At 30.4% G+C, this 18844-nt stretch carries 18 protein-coding genes; 17 read left to right on the forward strand and 1 reads right to left on the reverse strand.

What is annotated here, in order from left to right:
* The first annotated feature begins 241 nt into the window (after positions 1–241).
* From CCC31_RS09745 to CCC31_RS09815, 15 genes are all read left to right on the forward strand, one after another.
* Positions 242–994 (forward strand): class I SAM-dependent methyltransferase, encoded by a 753-nt coding sequence (locus tag CCC31_RS09745; protein ID WP_290851236.1) that lies wholly within the window; start codon positions 242–244, stop codon positions 992–994.
* 70 nt (positions 995–1064) lie between these two features.
* Positions 1065–2153 (forward strand): PDDEXK nuclease domain-containing protein, encoded by a 1089-nt coding sequence (locus tag CCC31_RS09750; protein WP_290851238.1) that lies wholly within the window; start codon positions 1065–1067, stop codon positions 2151–2153.
* A gap of 234 nt (positions 2154–2387) precedes the next feature.
* Positions 2388–3779 (forward strand): M14 family metallocarboxypeptidase, encoded by a 1392-nt coding sequence (locus tag CCC31_RS09755; RefSeq protein ID WP_290851240.1) that lies wholly within the window; start codon positions 2388–2390, stop codon positions 3777–3779.
* Between the two features lie 159 nt (positions 3780–3938).
* Positions 3939–5162, forward strand: a complete 1224-nt coding sequence (locus tag CCC31_RS09760; RefSeq protein ID WP_290851242.1) for an N-acetylmuramoyl-L-alanine amidase — start codon at positions 3939–3941, stop codon at positions 5160–5162.
* A 72-nt stretch (positions 5163–5234) separates the two neighbouring features.
* Positions 5235–5837: a class I SAM-dependent methyltransferase gene (locus CCC31_RS09765; protein ID WP_022088524.1), complete on the forward strand. Its 603-nt coding sequence runs from the start codon at positions 5235–5237 to the stop codon at positions 5835–5837.
* 232 nt (positions 5838–6069) lie between these two features.
* On the forward strand, positions 6070–6303 hold the full coding sequence (locus tag CCC31_RS09770) for a helix-turn-helix transcriptional regulator (RefSeq protein ID WP_363348532.1): 234 nt from the start codon (positions 6070–6072) through the stop codon (positions 6301–6303).
* A complete protein-coding gene (locus tag CCC31_RS09775; protein WP_290851245.1) occupies positions 6290–8422 on the forward strand; it encodes a leucine-rich repeat protein in 2133 nt (710 codons plus the stop codon). The genes CCC31_RS09770 and CCC31_RS09775 overlap by 14 nt, the downstream gene beginning before the upstream one ends.
* Positions 8423–8727: 305 nt before the next feature.
* Complete coding sequence (locus CCC31_RS09780) at positions 8728–9282, forward strand: RNA polymerase sigma factor (RefSeq protein WP_290851247.1); 555 nt, start codon at positions 8728–8730, stop codon at positions 9280–9282.
* A 2-nt stretch (positions 9283–9284) separates the two neighbouring features.
* The gene (locus CCC31_RS09785; protein WP_290851249.1) at positions 9285–10025 is read left to right on the forward strand and encodes a hypothetical protein; all 741 of its coding nucleotides are present in this window, start codon (positions 9285–9287) and stop codon (positions 10023–10025) included.
* Positions 10012–10875 carry an ABC transporter ATP-binding protein gene (locus CCC31_RS09790; protein ID WP_118565190.1) on the forward strand — a complete coding sequence of 288 codons (864 nt, stop codon included), beginning with the start codon at positions 10012–10014 and terminating at the stop codon, positions 10873–10875. Before CCC31_RS09785 ends, CCC31_RS09790 begins: the two co-directional genes overlap by 14 nt.
* A gap of 27 nt (positions 10876–10902) precedes the next feature.
* Positions 10903–12105, forward strand: coding sequence for a hypothetical protein (locus CCC31_RS09795; RefSeq protein WP_290851251.1), 1203 nt, complete (start codon positions 10903–10905; stop codon positions 12103–12105).
* Positions 12106–12189: 84 nt separating this feature from the next.
* The gene (locus CCC31_RS09800) at positions 12190–13266 is read left to right on the forward strand and encodes a hypothetical protein (RefSeq protein ID WP_290851253.1); all 1077 of its coding nucleotides are present in this window, start codon (positions 12190–12192) and stop codon (positions 13264–13266) included.
* Positions 13267–13411: 145 nt separating this feature from the next.
* The gene (locus tag CCC31_RS09805; protein WP_290851255.1) at positions 13412–13684 is read left to right on the forward strand and encodes a hypothetical protein; all 273 of its coding nucleotides are present in this window, start codon (positions 13412–13414) and stop codon (positions 13682–13684) included.
* Between the two features lie 69 nt (positions 13685–13753).
* Entirely contained in the window at positions 13754–14596 is an 843-nt protein-coding gene (locus CCC31_RS09810; RefSeq protein WP_290851257.1) for a YitT family protein, read from the forward strand.
* A 202-nt stretch (positions 14597–14798) separates the two neighbouring features.
* Positions 14799–15278: a gamma carbonic anhydrase family protein gene (locus tag CCC31_RS09815; protein ID WP_290851259.1), complete on the forward strand. Its 480-nt coding sequence runs from the start codon at positions 14799–14801 to the stop codon at positions 15276–15278.
* Between the two features lie 316 nt (positions 15279–15594).
* Here CCC31_RS09815 and CCC31_RS09820 read toward each other — a convergent pair whose 3' ends face one another.
* Positions 15595–16068, reverse strand: coding sequence for a pyridoxamine 5'-phosphate oxidase family protein (locus CCC31_RS09820; RefSeq protein WP_117909949.1), 474 nt, complete (start codon positions 16066–16068; stop codon positions 15595–15597).
* Positions 16069–16444: 376 nt separating this feature from the next.
* Here CCC31_RS09820 and CCC31_RS09825 point away from each other — a divergent pair, with 376 nt between their 5' ends.
* Entirely contained in the window at positions 16445–17437 is a 993-nt protein-coding gene (locus CCC31_RS09825) for a DUF3878 family protein (RefSeq protein WP_290851262.1), read from the forward strand.
* Positions 17438–17582: 145 nt separating this feature from the next.
* On the forward strand, positions 17583–18722 hold the full coding sequence (locus CCC31_RS09830) for a fibronectin type III domain-containing protein (protein WP_290851264.1): 1140 nt from the start codon (positions 17583–17585) through the stop codon (positions 18720–18722).
* Positions 18723–18844: the final 122 nt, after the last annotated feature.

Genomic DNA, 18844 nt, shown 5'->3' on the forward strand with positions numbered 1-18844 from the left:
TAGTGCGTTACAGTTATAAGCTGGTCATAAGCTCCAGATTTTGAAATATAGGCTGAAAATTAGGGCTATTGGCAAATAGTAAATGACGAAGAATCTAATAAGCCAACTGGTATTATTCTTTGCACTGATAAAGATTCAGTGGTTGCGAATATGCTTTAGAAGGATTGACAAGTAATATTTTGCATCAAAATATATTTATTATATTACTAATAAAGAACAGCTCATAACGGAGATCAAAAAAGTGATAAATCAGTGGAGTAAAAATAAAAGATACAAAAGAAAAATGGAAGAAATGAGATTAAAAGAAATACGTAAAAACGAAAGAAAATCACATATAGAAATATATTCTAATGCCGAACTATATAAAGAGGGTAGTTGGCTAATAAGACCAATAAAAACAGTAGTAGATTTGATTCCTCTGTTTGATAAATACGAAGAAATTAATGTCTTGGATTTAGGTTGTGGAGTAGGAAGAAATTGCATATGTATTGCTCGACATTATTATGATAGGTTGTGTAAAATAGATTGTGTGGATATACTGGATTTAGCTATCGAAAAACTTTATGTTAATGCTGATGAATATGGTGTTACATCAAATATATGTGGAATAGTTAAATCGATTGATGATTATCAAATTAAAGAAAGAAATTATGATTTAGTAATGGCGGTATCATCTTTGGAACACGTAGATTCAAAAGAAACCTTTGTTAATAAATTGCGGGAAATAGAACATGGCATCCGCAAAAATGGTATTGTATGTTTAGTTGTAAATTCTAATATAAAAGAGTTTGACAAGAAAACAGGAAATGAAATACTTCCACAATTTGAAGTATGCTTACCTACAGAAGAAATGCAAAGGATTTTTAAAAAAGCTTTTAGTGAATGGACAGTATTAAAATCTACTGTGGTGGATCAGCAATATGATATTCCGAGAGATAGTGGAATATGTGAATTGAAAACAAGTGTAGTTACTTTTGTAGCAAAAAAAGGATAGAGATAAAATGGTTAAGGCACTATTGCAGAAAAAAATCAGTATCAAGAAGTGGCAAAGGAGAATAATACATATGGAGAATAAACTAATAAACACTGGTCAAAATAGTATTATGGATAATTTTATTGAGACAGATGATATATTAAAAGACATGCGACATATTATTGAATCCTCACAGAAAGCTGCATATCAGGCAGTTAATATGACTCTGGTACAGAGAAATTGGATGATGGGCTATCGAATCGCCAGTGAGGAATTGCATGGTGAAAAGCGGGCAGAGTATGGAGCAAAGATAATAAAGAAATTATCTAAGGAATTATCAATAGAGTATGGAAAAGGTTTTACAAAAACGAATCTATACAATTTTTATTCATTTTATAAAACTTATCCAGAGATTTTCCACTCAGCGAGTGGAAAATCTCAACCGATATTATCATGGACACATTATCGCATTTTATTACAAGTAAAAGATGAAAAGGCACGTGAATGGTATGAGAAAGAAGCGCTTCAACAAGCATGGAGTGTTAGAACATTACAACGTAATGTTTCTTCACAGTACTATTACCGTATGCTTCAGACTCAAAAGAAGGATCTTGTAGAAAATGAAATGAATGAACTAACCAAGAAATATCAGAATGATAAGTTAGAATTTATAAAAAATCCGGTTATTGCAGAATTTTTAGGTATGGCTTCAAATACAGATTTTACTGAAAGTGATTTAGAAAATAGCATTTTGTCTAATTTACAGAAGTTTTTGATGGAATTAGGGAAAGGGTATGCTTTTGTGGCAAGACAGCAACATATTCATACAGAAAAGCAGGATTATTATATTGATCTTGTTTTCTATAACTATATTCTCAAATGTTTTGTACTAATAGATTTGAAAACGCAGAAAATTACACATCAGGATGTAGGTCAGATGGATATGTATATTCGGATGTATGACGAACTTAAACGCAGTGAAGGAGACAATCCTACAATTGGAATTGTACTCTGTTCTGATACAGATGAGGATATTGCAAAGTATTCTATTCTTCATGGTAATGAACAGCTTTTTGCATCAAAATATAAGTTATACTTACCAACAGAGGAAGAATTAAGAGCAGAGATTGAAAATCAGAAAACAATGTTTTATTTGCAACAACAGGAAAATGACGAGTAGTTTTATTAAAGTATAGAAATACTAATGAGTTACTATATTTTGCAAATGTATATTTGAAAAGGTTATTATCAGGTTGGGACCCCGTGCCCTAACTATTTTTTTATTATTTCTAAATAATAAACCATAGAAGATGTATTTTTCTACAAAAATAGAATTCTAGTAATTAAATAAACAGGCATTTTGTAGTATAATGTTTATGTACAAACTGGAACGAAAAATTGAAAGGAAAAACATATGAAAAAAACGCTAAAGACACTAATGTTAATTGCAATAATTGCAATGGGAATTAACTTGACAGAGATAAAAGCTGAAACTATGGGAGAAATAACAATACCGGAAACAACAGTACAAGAAGCAACAACGATACCGGAAACGACTATGCCTCAGGAAACAACAACGATACCGGAAACGACTATGCCTCAGGAAACAACAGTAATACCGGAAACAACTACGCCGCAGGAAACAACAACAATACCGGAAACAACTACAACAAAAGCAGAAGAAACAACAACTGTACAGCCGACAACTAAACCGGATGTGGACACAACAGGAAAAAACGTGAAAAAAGGTGGCTACGTAAAGAAGAATGTTTCTGCATATAATTTGAAATTAGAGAAAGTGACAGAAGTTGAAAAAGGTGTTCGTTATTATGTTTATAAAGAATGTAATAATGGATATTCATTAATTAAAGTGGGAAATCAGGAATTATTAGTTGAAACGAAATATATTACCTACAAATGTAATGCTAAAAAAATAGTAAATACATCAGATAAAAAATATTCATACTCAGATATGAAAGTAGATTTAAAGAAATTAGAGAAAGCATACGGTTCAATATTAAAAGTTGATATTGCAGGAAAAAGTTTGGATAAAAGAAATTTATACTATGTTACATTGGGGAATGCTAAAGCAAAGAAAACGGTTTATGTAGAAACATCCGTGCATGCAAGAGAGTATATGAATACTAAATTTATGATGAAAGTTATTGAAGATTATTGCAGAGGATATGATACGAAAAAATATAAAGGAAAAAAATATAGTACAATCTTTAATAATGTTAAATTAGTAATTATGCCAATGGTAAATCCGGACGGAGTAACAATCAGTCAGTATGGACCTAAAAAAATAAGAAATGCTAAGCTGCGTAGTAATCTTTATAAAATAGCAGATGGAGTTGATTTCAAGATATGGAAAGCAAATGCCAGAGGTATAGATATAAATAGAAATTACGCAGAAGGTTTCGACAGAGGTGGTGCAAAAACACCAGGACATAAGCAGTATGCCGGTAAAACACCTATATCTGAACCGGAAACCAAGGCACAGGTATCGGTAGTAGAGAAAGTTAAACCTGATGTAGTAATTTGTTATCATCAGGCAGGTGAAGTTATGTATCATCTTAATCACACAAAGCTTAGCAATATGCTTTATTCCATGACACATTATACTCACATAATAAGTGGGCAGACTCATTATGGAACATTCAGTGATTATCTTGATGCCAGAAATATACTAAATTGTACATTAGAAACAGGATTAACACCGGCACCTGTAAAAAATAGCATGTATAAGAAAATATATAAGACAAATAAAGATGTATTAGTAGCGGTTGTAAAAATGTATTTATAATAAAAAGGCGAAGTCCGGATTCTTTAGGATTTCGCCTTTTCTGAAAAAATATAAGAGGTTAAACAATAAATGGGTTAATTTGATTTGAGAAAAATTCCCCGCTAAATTTATTTGCACTTAATAAATATCTATCAGAGTAAGTAAGAAAGGTGGTAGCATATGAATAGAAATACAATAAAAAAAATAATTGCATCAGGACTGATTATAGTAACAACAGTTGTATTTGCAGAAATTAATAATAACGGACTTAAAATGCCGGGTAATATTACATTTAATTCTATAGTAGAAGCAGAAGAAATTTCTACAGGTAATACAGAGGCCGTAAAAGAAGATAAAAGTAAAGTCTTGCCGGAAGTTAAAAATTATTCCCTTAAGCAAAGCAATATTAATATATTATCAGGAAAGTCAGGAAATGTTACAGTTTCGTGGACTAAAAATAGTAAGGCTAATGGATATCAGATTCAATATTCTACAGACCAAAATTTTGTAAACTCAAAAATTAAAACGATAAAAGGTCAAAATAAAAATTCTACAAAACTTGCTAAATTAAATAGTAAGAAAAATTACTATGTAAGAGTCAGAGGATATGCAAAGAAGGGTAGAAATAAATATTATTCAGACTGGAGTAGCTGTGCTGAAATAATTTCGTGGAATTCTAAATGGGAATTTGCAAGTTATTCAAAAATACATACAGATTCAGCTGCTTTATATTTTTCAAGTGCATCAAAGGTTAAGAACAAAACTGTTTGCATAAATGCAGGACATGGAACTAAAGGTGGTGAAAGTGTTAAGACTTTATGCCATCCTGACGGTAGCGCCAAGGTAACCGGCGGAAGTACTGCACAGGGAGCAATAAGAGCTACATCAATTAATGGTGGAACTACTTTAAATGACGGGACACCTGAAGCAAAGGCTACATTAAATTTGGCAATGATAGTTAAGCAGAAACTTTTAAAAGCAGGATATAATGTTTTAATGGTTAGGGAAGGCGAAGATGCTCAGATAGACAATATAGGAAGAACTGTATATGCAAATAACTGCGCAGATTATCATATTGCACTTCATTATGATTCGACTTCATCAAATAAAGGGGCTTTTTATATTGGTGTTCCAGATAATCAGTCATATAAAAATATGTATCCGGTTTCTAAAAATTGGAAAAAACATAACAAATTAGGAAAAAATCTCGTATTGGGAATGAAAAATGCCGGAGTTAAAATACATGGGAATGGTGTAATGGGAATTGATTTGACTCAAACTTCCTATTCTACAATACCTTCTGTAGATTTAGAAGTGGGAGATAAGAGTAGTAATCATTCAAATAAGACATTAGAAACAATTGCCGTAGGAATTGTTAAGGGAATGAATAAGGTGAATAAGTAATTGAGTTACTGATATTAATAGGTCAAAAAATGGAAAGTGTAAGATAGGAGATATGCATTTTTGCGATAAATTATGAAACAAGACAAAAACGAAATAAGGTGGGACAAACTTCTTAAGATTCGCACCACAGGAAGAGATGATTCAAAAGCAGACCAATATAGATATCCTTATGAGCCAACGCCGTATTCAGTGCTAGAGCGTCTTGCCAACAGTGGGCTTATACGTAAAAATAATACATTGATTGATTATGGATGCGGCAAAGGAAGAGTTGATTATTTTATGGCATATCAGACAAAATGCAAATCAATTGGAATTGAGTACGATGAGCGTATTTATGAAAAGGCAATGACAAATAAAGAAACTGCAGTGTCATCTAATAAAGTCATAATTGAACTTGCAAATGCAGAGAAATTTGAAGTACTTGAAAGTGTGGATAAGATTTATTTCTTTAACCCATTTTCTGTAGAAATCTTGCAAAAAGTAATTGCACAGATACTAGATTCTTATTATGAAAATATAAGAACGATACAACTGTTTTTTTATTATCCATCAGATGAATATATTTCGTATTTAATGACGGTAGACGAATTAATGTATTATGATGAGATTGATTGCAGAGATTTATTTGACGGAAATGATAGTAGAGAACGGATTATGATTTTTGAAATTATGTAGGCGATAATTATGTGATTGAAAATAAGTTTCTGTATAAATATTGTAATTTTTAAATATGAAATTAAACTTTTGGGGTTAATTTTAATATATAAATTATAATATTTAACCTGTTTAGCTAACCGTGTATAGGTATCGGCATCACTTTTTATTTCTATTCCATATATATTTTCAGGAGTAACCAGTACTGCATCAGCTCTGGCTTTACCCGTTTGTTTCTCTTATTGGAAAAAAAATTGCAGATAGATTAAGAAATGTAAGAAAAAGACGTTCTATTTCTCAGGAAAAACTTGCAAATATGAGTGGAGTTAGTTATGGCTCAATAAAAAGATTTGAAGCAACAGGACAGATATCGCTAATAAGTCTTATAAAGATAGCAACAGCTTTAGGTGTAGCAGATGAATTAAGGGAATTATTTACGGATGTTCCTTATAGAAATATTCAGGAGGTTATAAATGAAACAAAATAAAATGAAAAATTTTTTAAATAAACTTGTAGCAACAGTATTAACAATATCGTTAAGTTGTTCATATGGAATTGTGTCAAAGAAAGAGGTTAAAGCAGATAACGGACTAATTCCGACAGCATATGATAATTTGAACGTTTCATTAAGAAAGAAGTCACAGCTGGTTAATTTGGCGAATGGATATATGCGTGTTTTTTATAATGAAGAAAACATTGGAATAGAATATTATGACAAGAATTTTAATATACAGAGCAGAAAAAATATAAACATGGAATTGCCGATGTGGGGTGGATTTTATGCAGGAAATAATGGATATTATTTGGTTGAAGGAGTAAGCAACACTGATGAATCAGATACTGCAGAGGTAATTCGTGTAATAAAATATGATAAAGATTGGAACAGAATTGGAGCAGCATCAATTACAGGAAACAGCAATTTATTTGGTGGAGAAGTAAGGTATCCATTTGACTATGGGTGTGTTGAAATGACAGAATGCAATGGGAAATTATTTGTTGTAACAGGGCATCAGGGTTATGTAGATCCAATGTATAAGCAGGGACATCAGGGATTTTTAATGATTAGCGTGGATGAAAATACAATGACGGGTCAGATAGTTAAAAGCGATTTGTGGCATTCTTTTGCACAATACATAGTTGAGAAGAATTCAAATTTGTATGTTTTAGAACAAAGTGAAGGTTCAAGATATACTAAACTTACAAAATACAATGCTGATTCATTAAGAGCAGAATCAATTCCATTACTTGAATATGGTGGTGAGCATACATCCGCATGGGCTATATCATGTTATGCAAGTGTAGATGATTTAGCTGTTTCGGCAGATAATGTTTTGTGTTTGGGAACATCTATAGATCAAAGTCAATATGAAGTTGTAAATACGAATACAGCACATAATATTTATCTTACAGTTACTTCACAGAATGAATTTGATGAAGAAAATACACAGATAAAATGGATGACTAACTATAAAGATGATGGAAGTTGTTTTATTGGAACTCAAATAACAAAAATAAATGATAACAAGTTTATGATTTCATGGGAAGAATATGGAAAAAGTCAGACTGCAGGGACAGAAGATTTATTAGAGTCATCTATTTTACATTATATTTTTGTAGATGGAAATGGTAATAAAATTAGTCAGGAATTTACGGCATCAGCACCAATTTCAGATTGTCATCCTATTGTAGATGGTTCAAAGATTATATATTATGCATCAAGTTCAAATATGGTTGATTTTTATTCTATAGATATTAATAGTGGAAAGATGGATAAAAAAATATATCGTGTAGCAGGACAAAATGCAACATGGGATTTTGAGTCTTCAAATGGAACATTAACAATATCAGGTTCAGGTGCGATAGATATTGATACAAAAGTTCATTATAGATATCCGGTTTCATCAACAAGTAGAGGATTTAGTTATTCATCATCTGACAACACATGGACAAATATAAGGAACAAAGTAAAGAAAATTGTAATTAAGTCAGGAATAACAAGCATTCCGGATAATGAATTTAAAAGTTTTGATAATTTAGAAGAAGTTGAAATTGGCAAAGGTTTACAGAAGATAGGGGATGAAGCATTTTATGGTTGCAGAAATTTGAAAAAAATAACAATTCCTGCAAGCGTTAATAGCATAGGAAAAAGTTGTTTCGAAACAGGATATTTCTGGATTGGCAGTGGAAAACCGGTTATTTCAGTTACAATATATACAACTGAAAATTCATATGCAGCACAGTATGCTAAAGCAAATGGAATACAATGCAAGATTGTGAATAAAAACGCAGATAAAACGAATCAAACTAAGAAAAAAACTAAAATTGCGAAAGCAAAAATTAACATAAAATTATCATCTAAAAAGAAAAAGACAATAACAGTTAAATGGAATAAAGTGTCTAATGCCAAAGGCTATCAGATACAATACGCAATGAATAAGAAATTCACAAAGAATAAAAAAATTGTGAAAACAAATAAGCATTCAATGCAGATTAAAAAACTTAAAGCCGGTAAGAAATATTTTGTAAGAGTAAGAGCATATAACATAACAAAAGGAAAGAAAAAATACACAAAATGGAGTAAAGTAAAAAGCATTAAATGTAAGTAATACAGGAACTCATGATGTCAAAATTAGGAGTGTCCAGATAAAATGCCACTTGATTGAAATAAAATCAAGTGGCATTTTGAGTTTGTAATATCTTTTTAGATAATAAATATCTAAATCATTTATTAAATATATCTAATCTAGGTTATCTGTCTGATTTTAATTTTAATATCTTAATTATCATAAAGTTAATTATAAGTAGAAAAAGAGGGATTAAATAAGAAATTCTTCCAATATAATAAATCTTAAAACTATTTTCAATTTATTTTCGTATATAATAATGTAATACAAATTACAGGAGAAAAAGAATGCATTCAGATTATAGGCTTATTAGAGAGATAAAAAAGAAAAATGACAGAAACTCAGCAAATGAACTAGTCAGCAGATATTATGACGAAATTTATGTTTATGCTTATAAACAACTTCAGGAAAAAGAGTTAGCGATGGACATGACGCAGGACATTTTTATAGCAGTATTAAATGGATTACATAGCTATGATGAGAAGAAAGCTTCTTTTAGAACATGGCTTTACAGGTTGGCCTCAAATAAAATAACAGATTTTTATCGGAGCAGATTTTATAAACAAAAATTATTAGAAGCCGGTCCGGTAGAAACAGATTACATCGGGACGAATGATAATCAGGAAGAAATGATTATTAATAAAATGACAAATGAAAAAATGATTCAGGATGTGATGATACTTTTATCCGGATATAACAATGAGTGGATTAGGATATTCCAAATGAAAATATTTGAGGAGTTATCATTTAAAGAAATTTCTAAGGAATTAGGTATTTCAGAAAACACGGTTAAAACGCGTTATTATACGATGATTAAAATGTTGAAAAAGGAGTTAGCGTAATTATGGAAAATAAATATAAATTTGATATTGAGTACCCTACACAAATCGAAAAACAAAACAGTATAAATTTTATACTTGATGCGACTAAAAAAGAGGAAGAGCCATTGATTACAAGGCTAAAAAATCTATTCTTAGGACCGGGAATAAATGTTATATTCTATCAGTCAAAATTACTTGTATTAATGTCACTTGCTATATATTTGTTTGCAATATCTTTAGGATATGTTTCATTTTCAATAAATGATTATATAAGTCCTGAATACATGATAATAATAATGTTTCCTGTTATTAATGTGTCATTTTTTGCACTATCAATGTGGAATGAAGAACAGTCTGCAATAGTAGAACTTAAACGCACATTGAAATACTCACAAAGTTATATTGTTACACTTAGAATGTTGTATGTGAGTATATTAGCAATCGTCATCAATGAGGCAATGCTGTTAATTATAACTGATGTTAAATATCAGTTAAAAATAGTCATTATTGCTTTTGCTACGTCATTTATTTTTTCTGTAGTATCACTATGGCTGTATGACAGGTTTAATAATTATTACAATATAGTTTTTTTATGCATAGCATGGATAGTGGGAACGACAGGAATATCAAAATATAATTCATTAATTATAAATACAATGCTAAATACAGTGCCTACTGTTGTTTGTGTTGCAATTGCAGCTATTAGTTTTGGAATATTTATAGCTTATTTAAGAAAGGTGGAAAAAGAAAATGCTTACGCTTAATAATGTATCGAAAAATTTTGGAAAATTTACGGCAGTAGAAAATATAAGTTTAAACATGGATAATGGATTATATGCACTGTTAGCACCAAATGGAGCAGGAAAGACGACCATTATAAAGATGATAACAACTTTGCTTAATCCTACTGAGGGTGAAATTTTATATGATGGAGTAAATATAAAAACAATGGGAGCGGCGTATAGGGAATTGCTTGGTTATTTGCCACAGGATTTTGGATATTACAAAAATAATACTCCAAAGCAGTATCTTTCATATTTGGCAGCTTTAAAGGGAGTACCTAAAAAAGAAACAGCAGAAAAAATTGATTATTTGTTAGAAATGGTAGGATTGTCAGAAAATGCTGACAAGAAAATGAGAAAATTTTCAGGTGGAATGATTCAGAGAGTTGGCATTGCACAGGCAATGTTAAATGACCCTAAGATATTGATTTTGGACGAGCCAACAGCAGGATTGGACCCAAAAGAAAGGGTAAGATTTAGAAATATAATTTCAGTATTGTCAAAAGATAGAATAGTCATACTATCTACCCATATTGTGTCAGATATTGAATCAATTGCAAATCAGGTAATTCTTATAAGAGATAAGCATATTTACAAAATGGATTCCGTAGCAAATATTTGTAACGAGTTATCAGGAAAGGTATTTGAGATGCAGGTAAGTGACAAAGAATATGAAAAGATGGAAGAAAAGTATATTGTTTTGTCAGCAAGACAGGAAAAAGGATTTATGACAATAAGAGTGTTTGACGAGGCAGATGATGGAACGGATAATGATAATAAGGTAAGTGTTTCACCAAATTTGGAAGATGTATTTTTAGTTAATTACAATTAACATAATAATGGTTAATAGGAGAAAAATATGATTAAATTTGAGTTAAAAAAGATATTTAATATAAAAATCGTGCTTGTAATCTTTGTACTAACAGCATTATTTTACAATATGTTTTTAAGCACTAATTATTTTGCTACATCTAATATGGGGGCAGAAGATAAACTATGCACCATATTAATGAAAGAATACGGAACAAAATTACCGGTTAGTAAAAGAAATAAGTTAGAAGAAATAAAACAAGAATATATTGAAAAAGTTGACAAGTATATTGCAGGGGATGAAGTATTGAAAAATGCAGGTATAACTAACTATAAAGATTACAAATCAATGCGCTCAGAAGAAGGACTGGATGATAAGGTCAAAGAAAAATTAGATGACATTTCATTTGGCAGCTATGCTGAAGAAACATTTCTGATTCAGGAGGTGGATTACTGGCAGGAATGGGAAACACGTTTACAGTTTGCAGGGCTTAGTAGGGAAAATGCAGAGAGTAATATAACAGAAAATGTAAGACGACATACAGGGGAAGTAAATAAGCTGAATCCTAAATTTCTTGAAAGAATGGAAAAACTATATACAAGAGATTACACGTCGCTTCTATCAGAAGATGCAGCTGAATGTGTAAAAAGTGATTTACCTTTGATTGGTTTGCTAATGTTAATATGTTCTGCTTTATTGATAATACCTTATCAGATACGGGAAAGAATAAGAAATGTGAATACATTATTTTATACTACAAAACATGGAAGAAATTTGGTTAACACCAGAATAACAGCTACCGTTATTACTACCGTTTTAGTTGGAATAGCACATATAATTATATTTTATGTATATTTGATAATTAGAGGAGTTGGAAAATATTTGGATTGTCCTATATATTGCACTGCAAGAGTTAATTCATGGTATGATTTGAAATTTGGTACATATATTTGCCTAAATCTGTTGTTATATATATTTGCAATAATGTCACTCATAATGTTGTATTTTTTTATATCAAAAATATCGCTTAATTACGTGGTCGGTTTTGCATGTGCCATTCCGTTTACGGTTATTATTGCAATCATTTTCAATAAAGTAATGTATGGATATTTGATAATAGAAAACAAAATGAAAATAACTTACGATGTTTACCGCCCTATATTGATTTGCGTAAGTTTTACAATTATTGGTTTGATTATTGCAGTAGCGTTAGCAAAATATGAAAAGAAAAAAGATGTAGTTATTTGTTAATAAGCAGATTAAAAGATAACTATTTATTAATAAGTAAAATTTAAGTATAAAAATTTGTTAATAGATGAAAAAGGAAGTGGTAATTTGCTGATAAAATATGAAATAAAAAAAATAATGAAAAATCCAGTTGTGTGGATATTAATGTTATTTTTTCTTACTATTAATATTCTTAACATCGAAACGCAGATTAGTGAATATAAAAAGGATATGAAACTTACACATCAGTATATTTTAGATAATAAAATTGATAAGGAATATCTGAATTCTGTTGTTTCAATATATGATGATTTTAATATGCAGATTGTAAAAAATACTAAAATGGATTTGTATGATTACAATCCAAGTGGAAAGTATAAACTGTTTATAGACAACTGTTATAAAAAATTAGAAAAAAGAGTAGAAGAAATAAAAAATGATGGAGAAAGTACACAATTAACTTATCCGGGTCAGGTATATAGATTACATAAGTTGCTTTATTACAACATATTTAAAAAACTATTGCTGGAAATGGCTGTTGTAATAAGCATATGCACATTATTTTTAATGGATTATGAAAGGATAAACAATACGACAGGAATAGTATATGCGACCAAAAAGGGACGAACAATTCAGAACAGTAAAATGATAAGTGCAATGATTGCCGGGAGTGTTATTAATGGTATTTTGATGATAGGAACTCTAGGATATTATTTCGCAAATATTTCTTATAAAGGACTTTGGAATACCTCATTATCATCGGCAATGGCTATGGAATCGAGAGGAATTCTTACATATCCATTCATTACTTATGCGAAAATGAGTTATGCAAAATATCTTTTATTCACAATATGCTACGCAACAGTGCTGATATTACTTATCAGTGTTTTAAGTAGTGCCATTCAATTAGTAACTAACAATAGTTACATAAGTATAATTATCGTTGTAATTACAATGTTAGGATTGTTAAATATATTACAATTTTCTACAAATACATGGCTTGATTTGTTGTTATCATTTAATTTGGCTTCAAGTTGGAAGGATTGTGGTTCATGGTTTATGGAAAATCATTTATTTACTTCGTTTAAAGCTTATGATTGGATTAGTATTTTGGTGCAAACCTGTATTGTAAGTATTTTATTTAGTGTTGCTTATAAGAGATTTTGCAGAAAAGATTACGTGTGATGAATAATCTAGGTATTAGTAAAGAAGAACTTTTAGACGCGGAGGATGTAGATATCGAATAACATGGAGCATTGAGTTTTTAGAAGAGGGGATGATTTCATTTATAAAATAGACGAAACAAAATTTAACGAAAAAATATATTCTTATGATTCCATCAATGCTGGATGCACATTTTCCATTGCTCAAATATGCTTTTTATTCTAAAAATTATCATCCGATAATTCTTGAAAATGAGGAAGGTATAACAGATATTGGGTTAATGTATGTAAATAATGATATGTGTTATCCGGCAATTTTAAATGTTGGACAAATGATTGTCAAGTTAAAAAATGAAAAGTATGATTTTAGTAAAGTAAGGCTTTTAATGCCAACTGCAGGAGATGCCTGCAGAGGCTCGAATTATTTTAATATGCATTAAATGCTCGTTGACTTTATATATACATAACGTTAGAATTTCCTTAAAAATATATACATAGAGGACGAAATTATGAAATCAAATTTAAAAAATTTTTCTTTACTTACAGTTAGTACATTAATTATGGCTGCAGGTATTTATTTCTTTAAATTTGCCAACAATTTTACTTTTGGTGGTATTACAGGCTTGGCAGTTACAATTGCAAAATTCACTCCTCTTTCAGCCAGTGATTTTTCATTTATTGCCAACATTTTATTGCTTATTATCGGGTGGATTATTTTAGGTAAAACATTTGCGGCAAAGACTGCTTATAGCACAATTCTTTTGTCTGTTACATTATCAGTTTTAGAACGTGTTTATCCTATGAGTCATCCTCTAACTAATGAGCCTTTACTTGAACTTGTTTTTGCTATTTTATTACCCGCTTTAGGATCAGCTGTTCTTTTTAATATTGGTGCTTCAAGTGGTGGGACTGATGTTATAGCTATGATTCTTAAAAAATATACAAGTGTGGATGTTGGTCGAGGTCTTATGATTTCCGATATCTTATGTACTCTTAGTGCATTTTTCGTATTTGATGTTAAGACAGGACTTTACTCTTTGCTTGGTTTAATTATGCGTTCTGCACTTATTGATAATTTCATTGAAAGTTTGAATCGTTCAAAGTATTTTCATGTTGTCTGTTCAGAACCTAAGGAAATATGTAAATTTATAGAGAAAGAATTAGGCCGTGGAGCCACTTTAGTAAATGCTAAGGGTGCATTTACAGGAAATAATAAATATATTATTCTTACGGTTTTGAGCCCTTCACAGGCTGTTAAACTTAGAAATTTTATAAAAGAGAATTCACCAGGTGCTTTTCTATTAATCTCAAATACAAGTGAAATAATCGGTAAAGGATTCCATTCGGTATAAATTTAAGTCGCAAATGCAAAGATAATAATAGATTGATACATACTCTGGTTCATCAAACTTAGAAAAAATACGTTAATTATTCTACTAATAAAGAAGAAATCCCTGTATAAATAGTCAGAAAATATTGACTATTTATACAGGGGTTTTTGTATTCCTTAATGTTTTATGTTATTATTAAATTCATAGAAAAGAGGAAATAAAAATGAAAATTGATAGTGATAAAGATATATTTTTAGCACCGGGAGCACAAGTTATTGGAAATGTAAACATAGGCGAAAACGTAGGAATTTGGTACAATGCAGTGGTTCGTGGAGATATGGAAGGAATTACAATTGGAGATAATACAAACGTGCAGGACAATTGTACTTTACATACAGGAAACGGATTTGCACTTACAATAGGAAATGGGGTTACAATTGGACATAATGCAATTGTTCATGGCTGCACAGTAGGAGATAATACCGTAATAGGAATGGGAAGTATTTTGTTAAATGGTGCGAAAGTTGGGAAAAATTGTATAATAGGAGCAGGGTCATTGGTAACTGGTAAGATGGTAATCCCTGATAATTCAATGGCTTTTGGAAATCCTGCAAAAATAATACGAAATCTTACAGAAGAGGAAATAAAAGCAAATAAAGAAAATGCAAAAGAGTATGTGGAATTAATGAAAAATGAAAAGTAGGAGGCAGACGATATGGCTCTGGAAAATAAATTAGGAATTACAAGTTCTGCTGAACTTGCCCGAGAGGAAGAGAAAAAAGAAAAGAAATAAAAATATTTAAAACATAAAAAAGAAATCCAATGTAGCATGGTATCAGATTTTAATTACTAACAAGGAGTGCAATTTTAGAGTGATACCTGTTAACATATGGATTTCTTTTTTAGTTAATCGTTGTTATTTGATATGATGTCGGGGCAAAAGTCTCTCAACTTTGATGCCTGTGGATTGTTCCGTGCTGTGCACTTCCATAATCCTGCCCATCATAATATTTTATATTTTAGTGAACGTTATTTCTTCTTTTACCTGTCATATCAGAAACAACAAGTTTAAAGACAGTAGTAACTTTCATCATATCTGTATTAAATTTGAAATCTTCTTCGTGATACTGAGCCATAAGAATTTTTAATGCATCAAATTTATCTTCATCCGGTACAAATTCAATGGTTCCGTGGCCAATGACACTTTCATATCCCATAGTACAAGACATTCTTTCTTCATACATTATAAATCTGTGACCACAATCCATTTCAAATGTGGCTCTGTTATCTTGTCTGATTAAATCCAATTTAGTTCCTTCCTTAGCACAATGGAAATATAGTTCGACTTTATCGCCATCAACATGTAATCCAAAATTAAGAGGTACAATATAAGGAAAATCCTTATCATTAAAGGCAAGTCTGCAACAGTCACACTTGCGGATTATTTCGATTATTTCATTAAAATCTGTTATTTCACGGTCTTTTCTTCTCATAAAAATCACTTAAGTCCTTTCATTTGTATAATTAGAAAAAATAAATTGTATATATATTTTATAACATGGTGTGAAAATATAAAACATATATTTAAGTTGCTTTATGCATTTATGATAAATAATAAACCATTAATTTTATATTAAGATATTACATAAAAGATATAAAAATTGTACAGACAATACTGTATAATAAATAAGTATATAAGATGTCCGGGCAAAAGCTACCAACTTTGATGCCTATGGATTGGTCCGTGCTACGCACAGGTATCGTATATAAAAAGTTATTATAAAGATAAATTAAACTAGTTTTATTTTATAAAAATTCGTAAGAATGATAATCATAAAAAGAGATTAATAATAAATTTGGAGAAAAACAATGGAAAATCAAAGCATAGATGTTACAAATGAAAATACAGAATATGAACAGGAAGAACTTGAGGCTTTATATAATTTAGAAAGACTGCTAGAATCAGGTCAATTTGAACTTGTATCAGACAAGCCTGAGAATGGAAAAATCAGACTGATATACATAATGAATGATGCAGTAGAAAGCTTTATTGTATTTGACAATGCAAGACTAACAGGCACATATGATAGTAAATTTGAAGGTAGTGTTACAGCTTCACTAACCGGAAATGAAAAAGAATATGTTATGGTAGTACATCAGAATGAATCAGTATTTTCAATATTTTTTCAAAAAATGTACATGGAAAATCATTTATACAACTACGGAAAAATCGGACATTTTTGGGTGAAAGGATACGAATATTTAAGAAATATTGAATATAAGATTGCAATAGTGCGGGACAAAAGGGAATATTTAGGAGAAGAGTATTGCAATAATCAAGAATTAAAATTAGCACATTTGTCGGATTTTCCACCTTTAAATTATTGCTGCTATCCGTCAGTGCCACAAAAATATATTGTTCCAAAAGACGATCCATGGACTCCGTCAAATGAAGCAATTCAGGTAATGTATGATATGGCAGAATTGACTAGAGACAGAAAAATGCAAAGGATGCTGAAATTTTATAAAAATCATCCTGAAAAATGTGTCGCAAAAATTATAGCTTCTATGTTACATAGAAATTCTCACAAAGAATTGGTTGATTATTTGGTAAATATATTTGTGAAAGCGTCGGAAAATTATCCTGTGAGAAATTTTGGAAAAGAAAATGAAAAATTAGAAAAATATATAAAGAAAGCAGAACAGTTAAAGGAAGAGTTAAGTAAAGATGGAATTGAGGCATCCGTCATTACTGAAGAACCTTTTGTTGAGGTAAAAGACTCAATAGAATTTAAAGTATATTTGATGATTTGGAAAAAAGGAGTGTTAAATCGAAAGGTCGAATTAAGAAGAATTGTGTAAATAGGTTATTTATTCAAATTTAACAATCAAATAATATTTTTCAGATAAAATTAAGAAAATTTTAACAACAAAATTGCATTCTTTTATTGAAATAAAAACGTTTTCGATATATGATTAGAGTAACAAATTGAAAAGGAGAAGAAAAATGAGAAAGTTATTTAAACAGATTACTGCAGTAGCTATGTCAGCAACAATGATTATTGGTGCAGCAGGAGTTACATCAGCAGCAGTTGCACAGGGAACTAACGTATCACAGAATGAATGGACATCATATTCTCTTCATACAAGAGAAGACAATGGTGAATGGGAAGACAAGTTAATTAAAGATGGTCAGAGTTACATGAACACAGCTAATGCTTACAAGAGTTATGGTGAAAATGCATCTTTAACAGCTAAGACAGCTTCATCATTTACAATGAATGTTGTAAGTACAGGATGGAGTGCTAACTGGAATCCATTCACAGGAAAAGTTACACAGTCTAATCCATGGGGAGTTACAGCAACTCAGATTATGAACGTTGAAAGAGGAAGATATTACAATCTTTCATTCAAGATTAAGAGTACATTATCAAATGAACTTACAAAGACAGTAGAAAGAGCTGATGGTACAGCTTATAATGAAGGAACAGGAAAATATAACTATGTTAAACATGTTCACTTCAAAGTATTTGATAATAATGATAAAGATGGTGCTGCATTAGATTTAACAAATTTAACAGCAACAATTGGTGGCGCAAGTGTTCTTACAACAGGCGATGCTAACATCAACAAAGATTTCTCATCATTTATCGCACTTGATAGCAAGAATACAGCAGATGACGGATGGGTTACAGTAACAGCATCATTTATGATTCCATCACTTAAGTCAGAATACCAGAGTGGAGTTAAAAATCCTACAGTAGGTGTTAAATTTGCATTCGGTGCATTATTAAGAGAATATGAAGATGAAAACAACATGAGTGGTACAATCGAAGTAAAAGATTTCTCTGTTGTAGCTGATATTATGTCACCTTCACAGGTTAAAGTTACAAAAGTAACACCTAAGAAGAAAGCTATGGTTGTAAAGTTTAAGAAATCAAGCAGAGCAAAAAAATATGAAGTTCAGTATTCATTAAAGAAGAACATGAAAGCTGCAAAGGTTAAGACAACAAAGAAGACATCAATCAAAATTAAGAAATTAAAAGCAAAGAAAACATATTATGTAAGAGTAAGAAGTTACTTTGAAAACAATGGCAAGAAGATTTACAGTCCATACTCAGCAAAGAAGAAAGTTACAATTAAATAATTTTACTTAATAAAAAAGGGACGTTGAGCTAAAAAGATTAGTTCAGCGTCTCTTTTTTGTATTCATTGCCCAATATGGTGTAATTCAGGTCTTAGTATGAATGGTAACCAATATCTACATTT

Origin of the sequence: Eubacterium sp. LMAG:50 (assembly GCF_008680265.1) — a bacterium.
GTDB lineage: Bacteria > Bacillota > Clostridia > Lachnospirales > Lachnospiraceae > Eubacterium_U > Eubacterium_U album.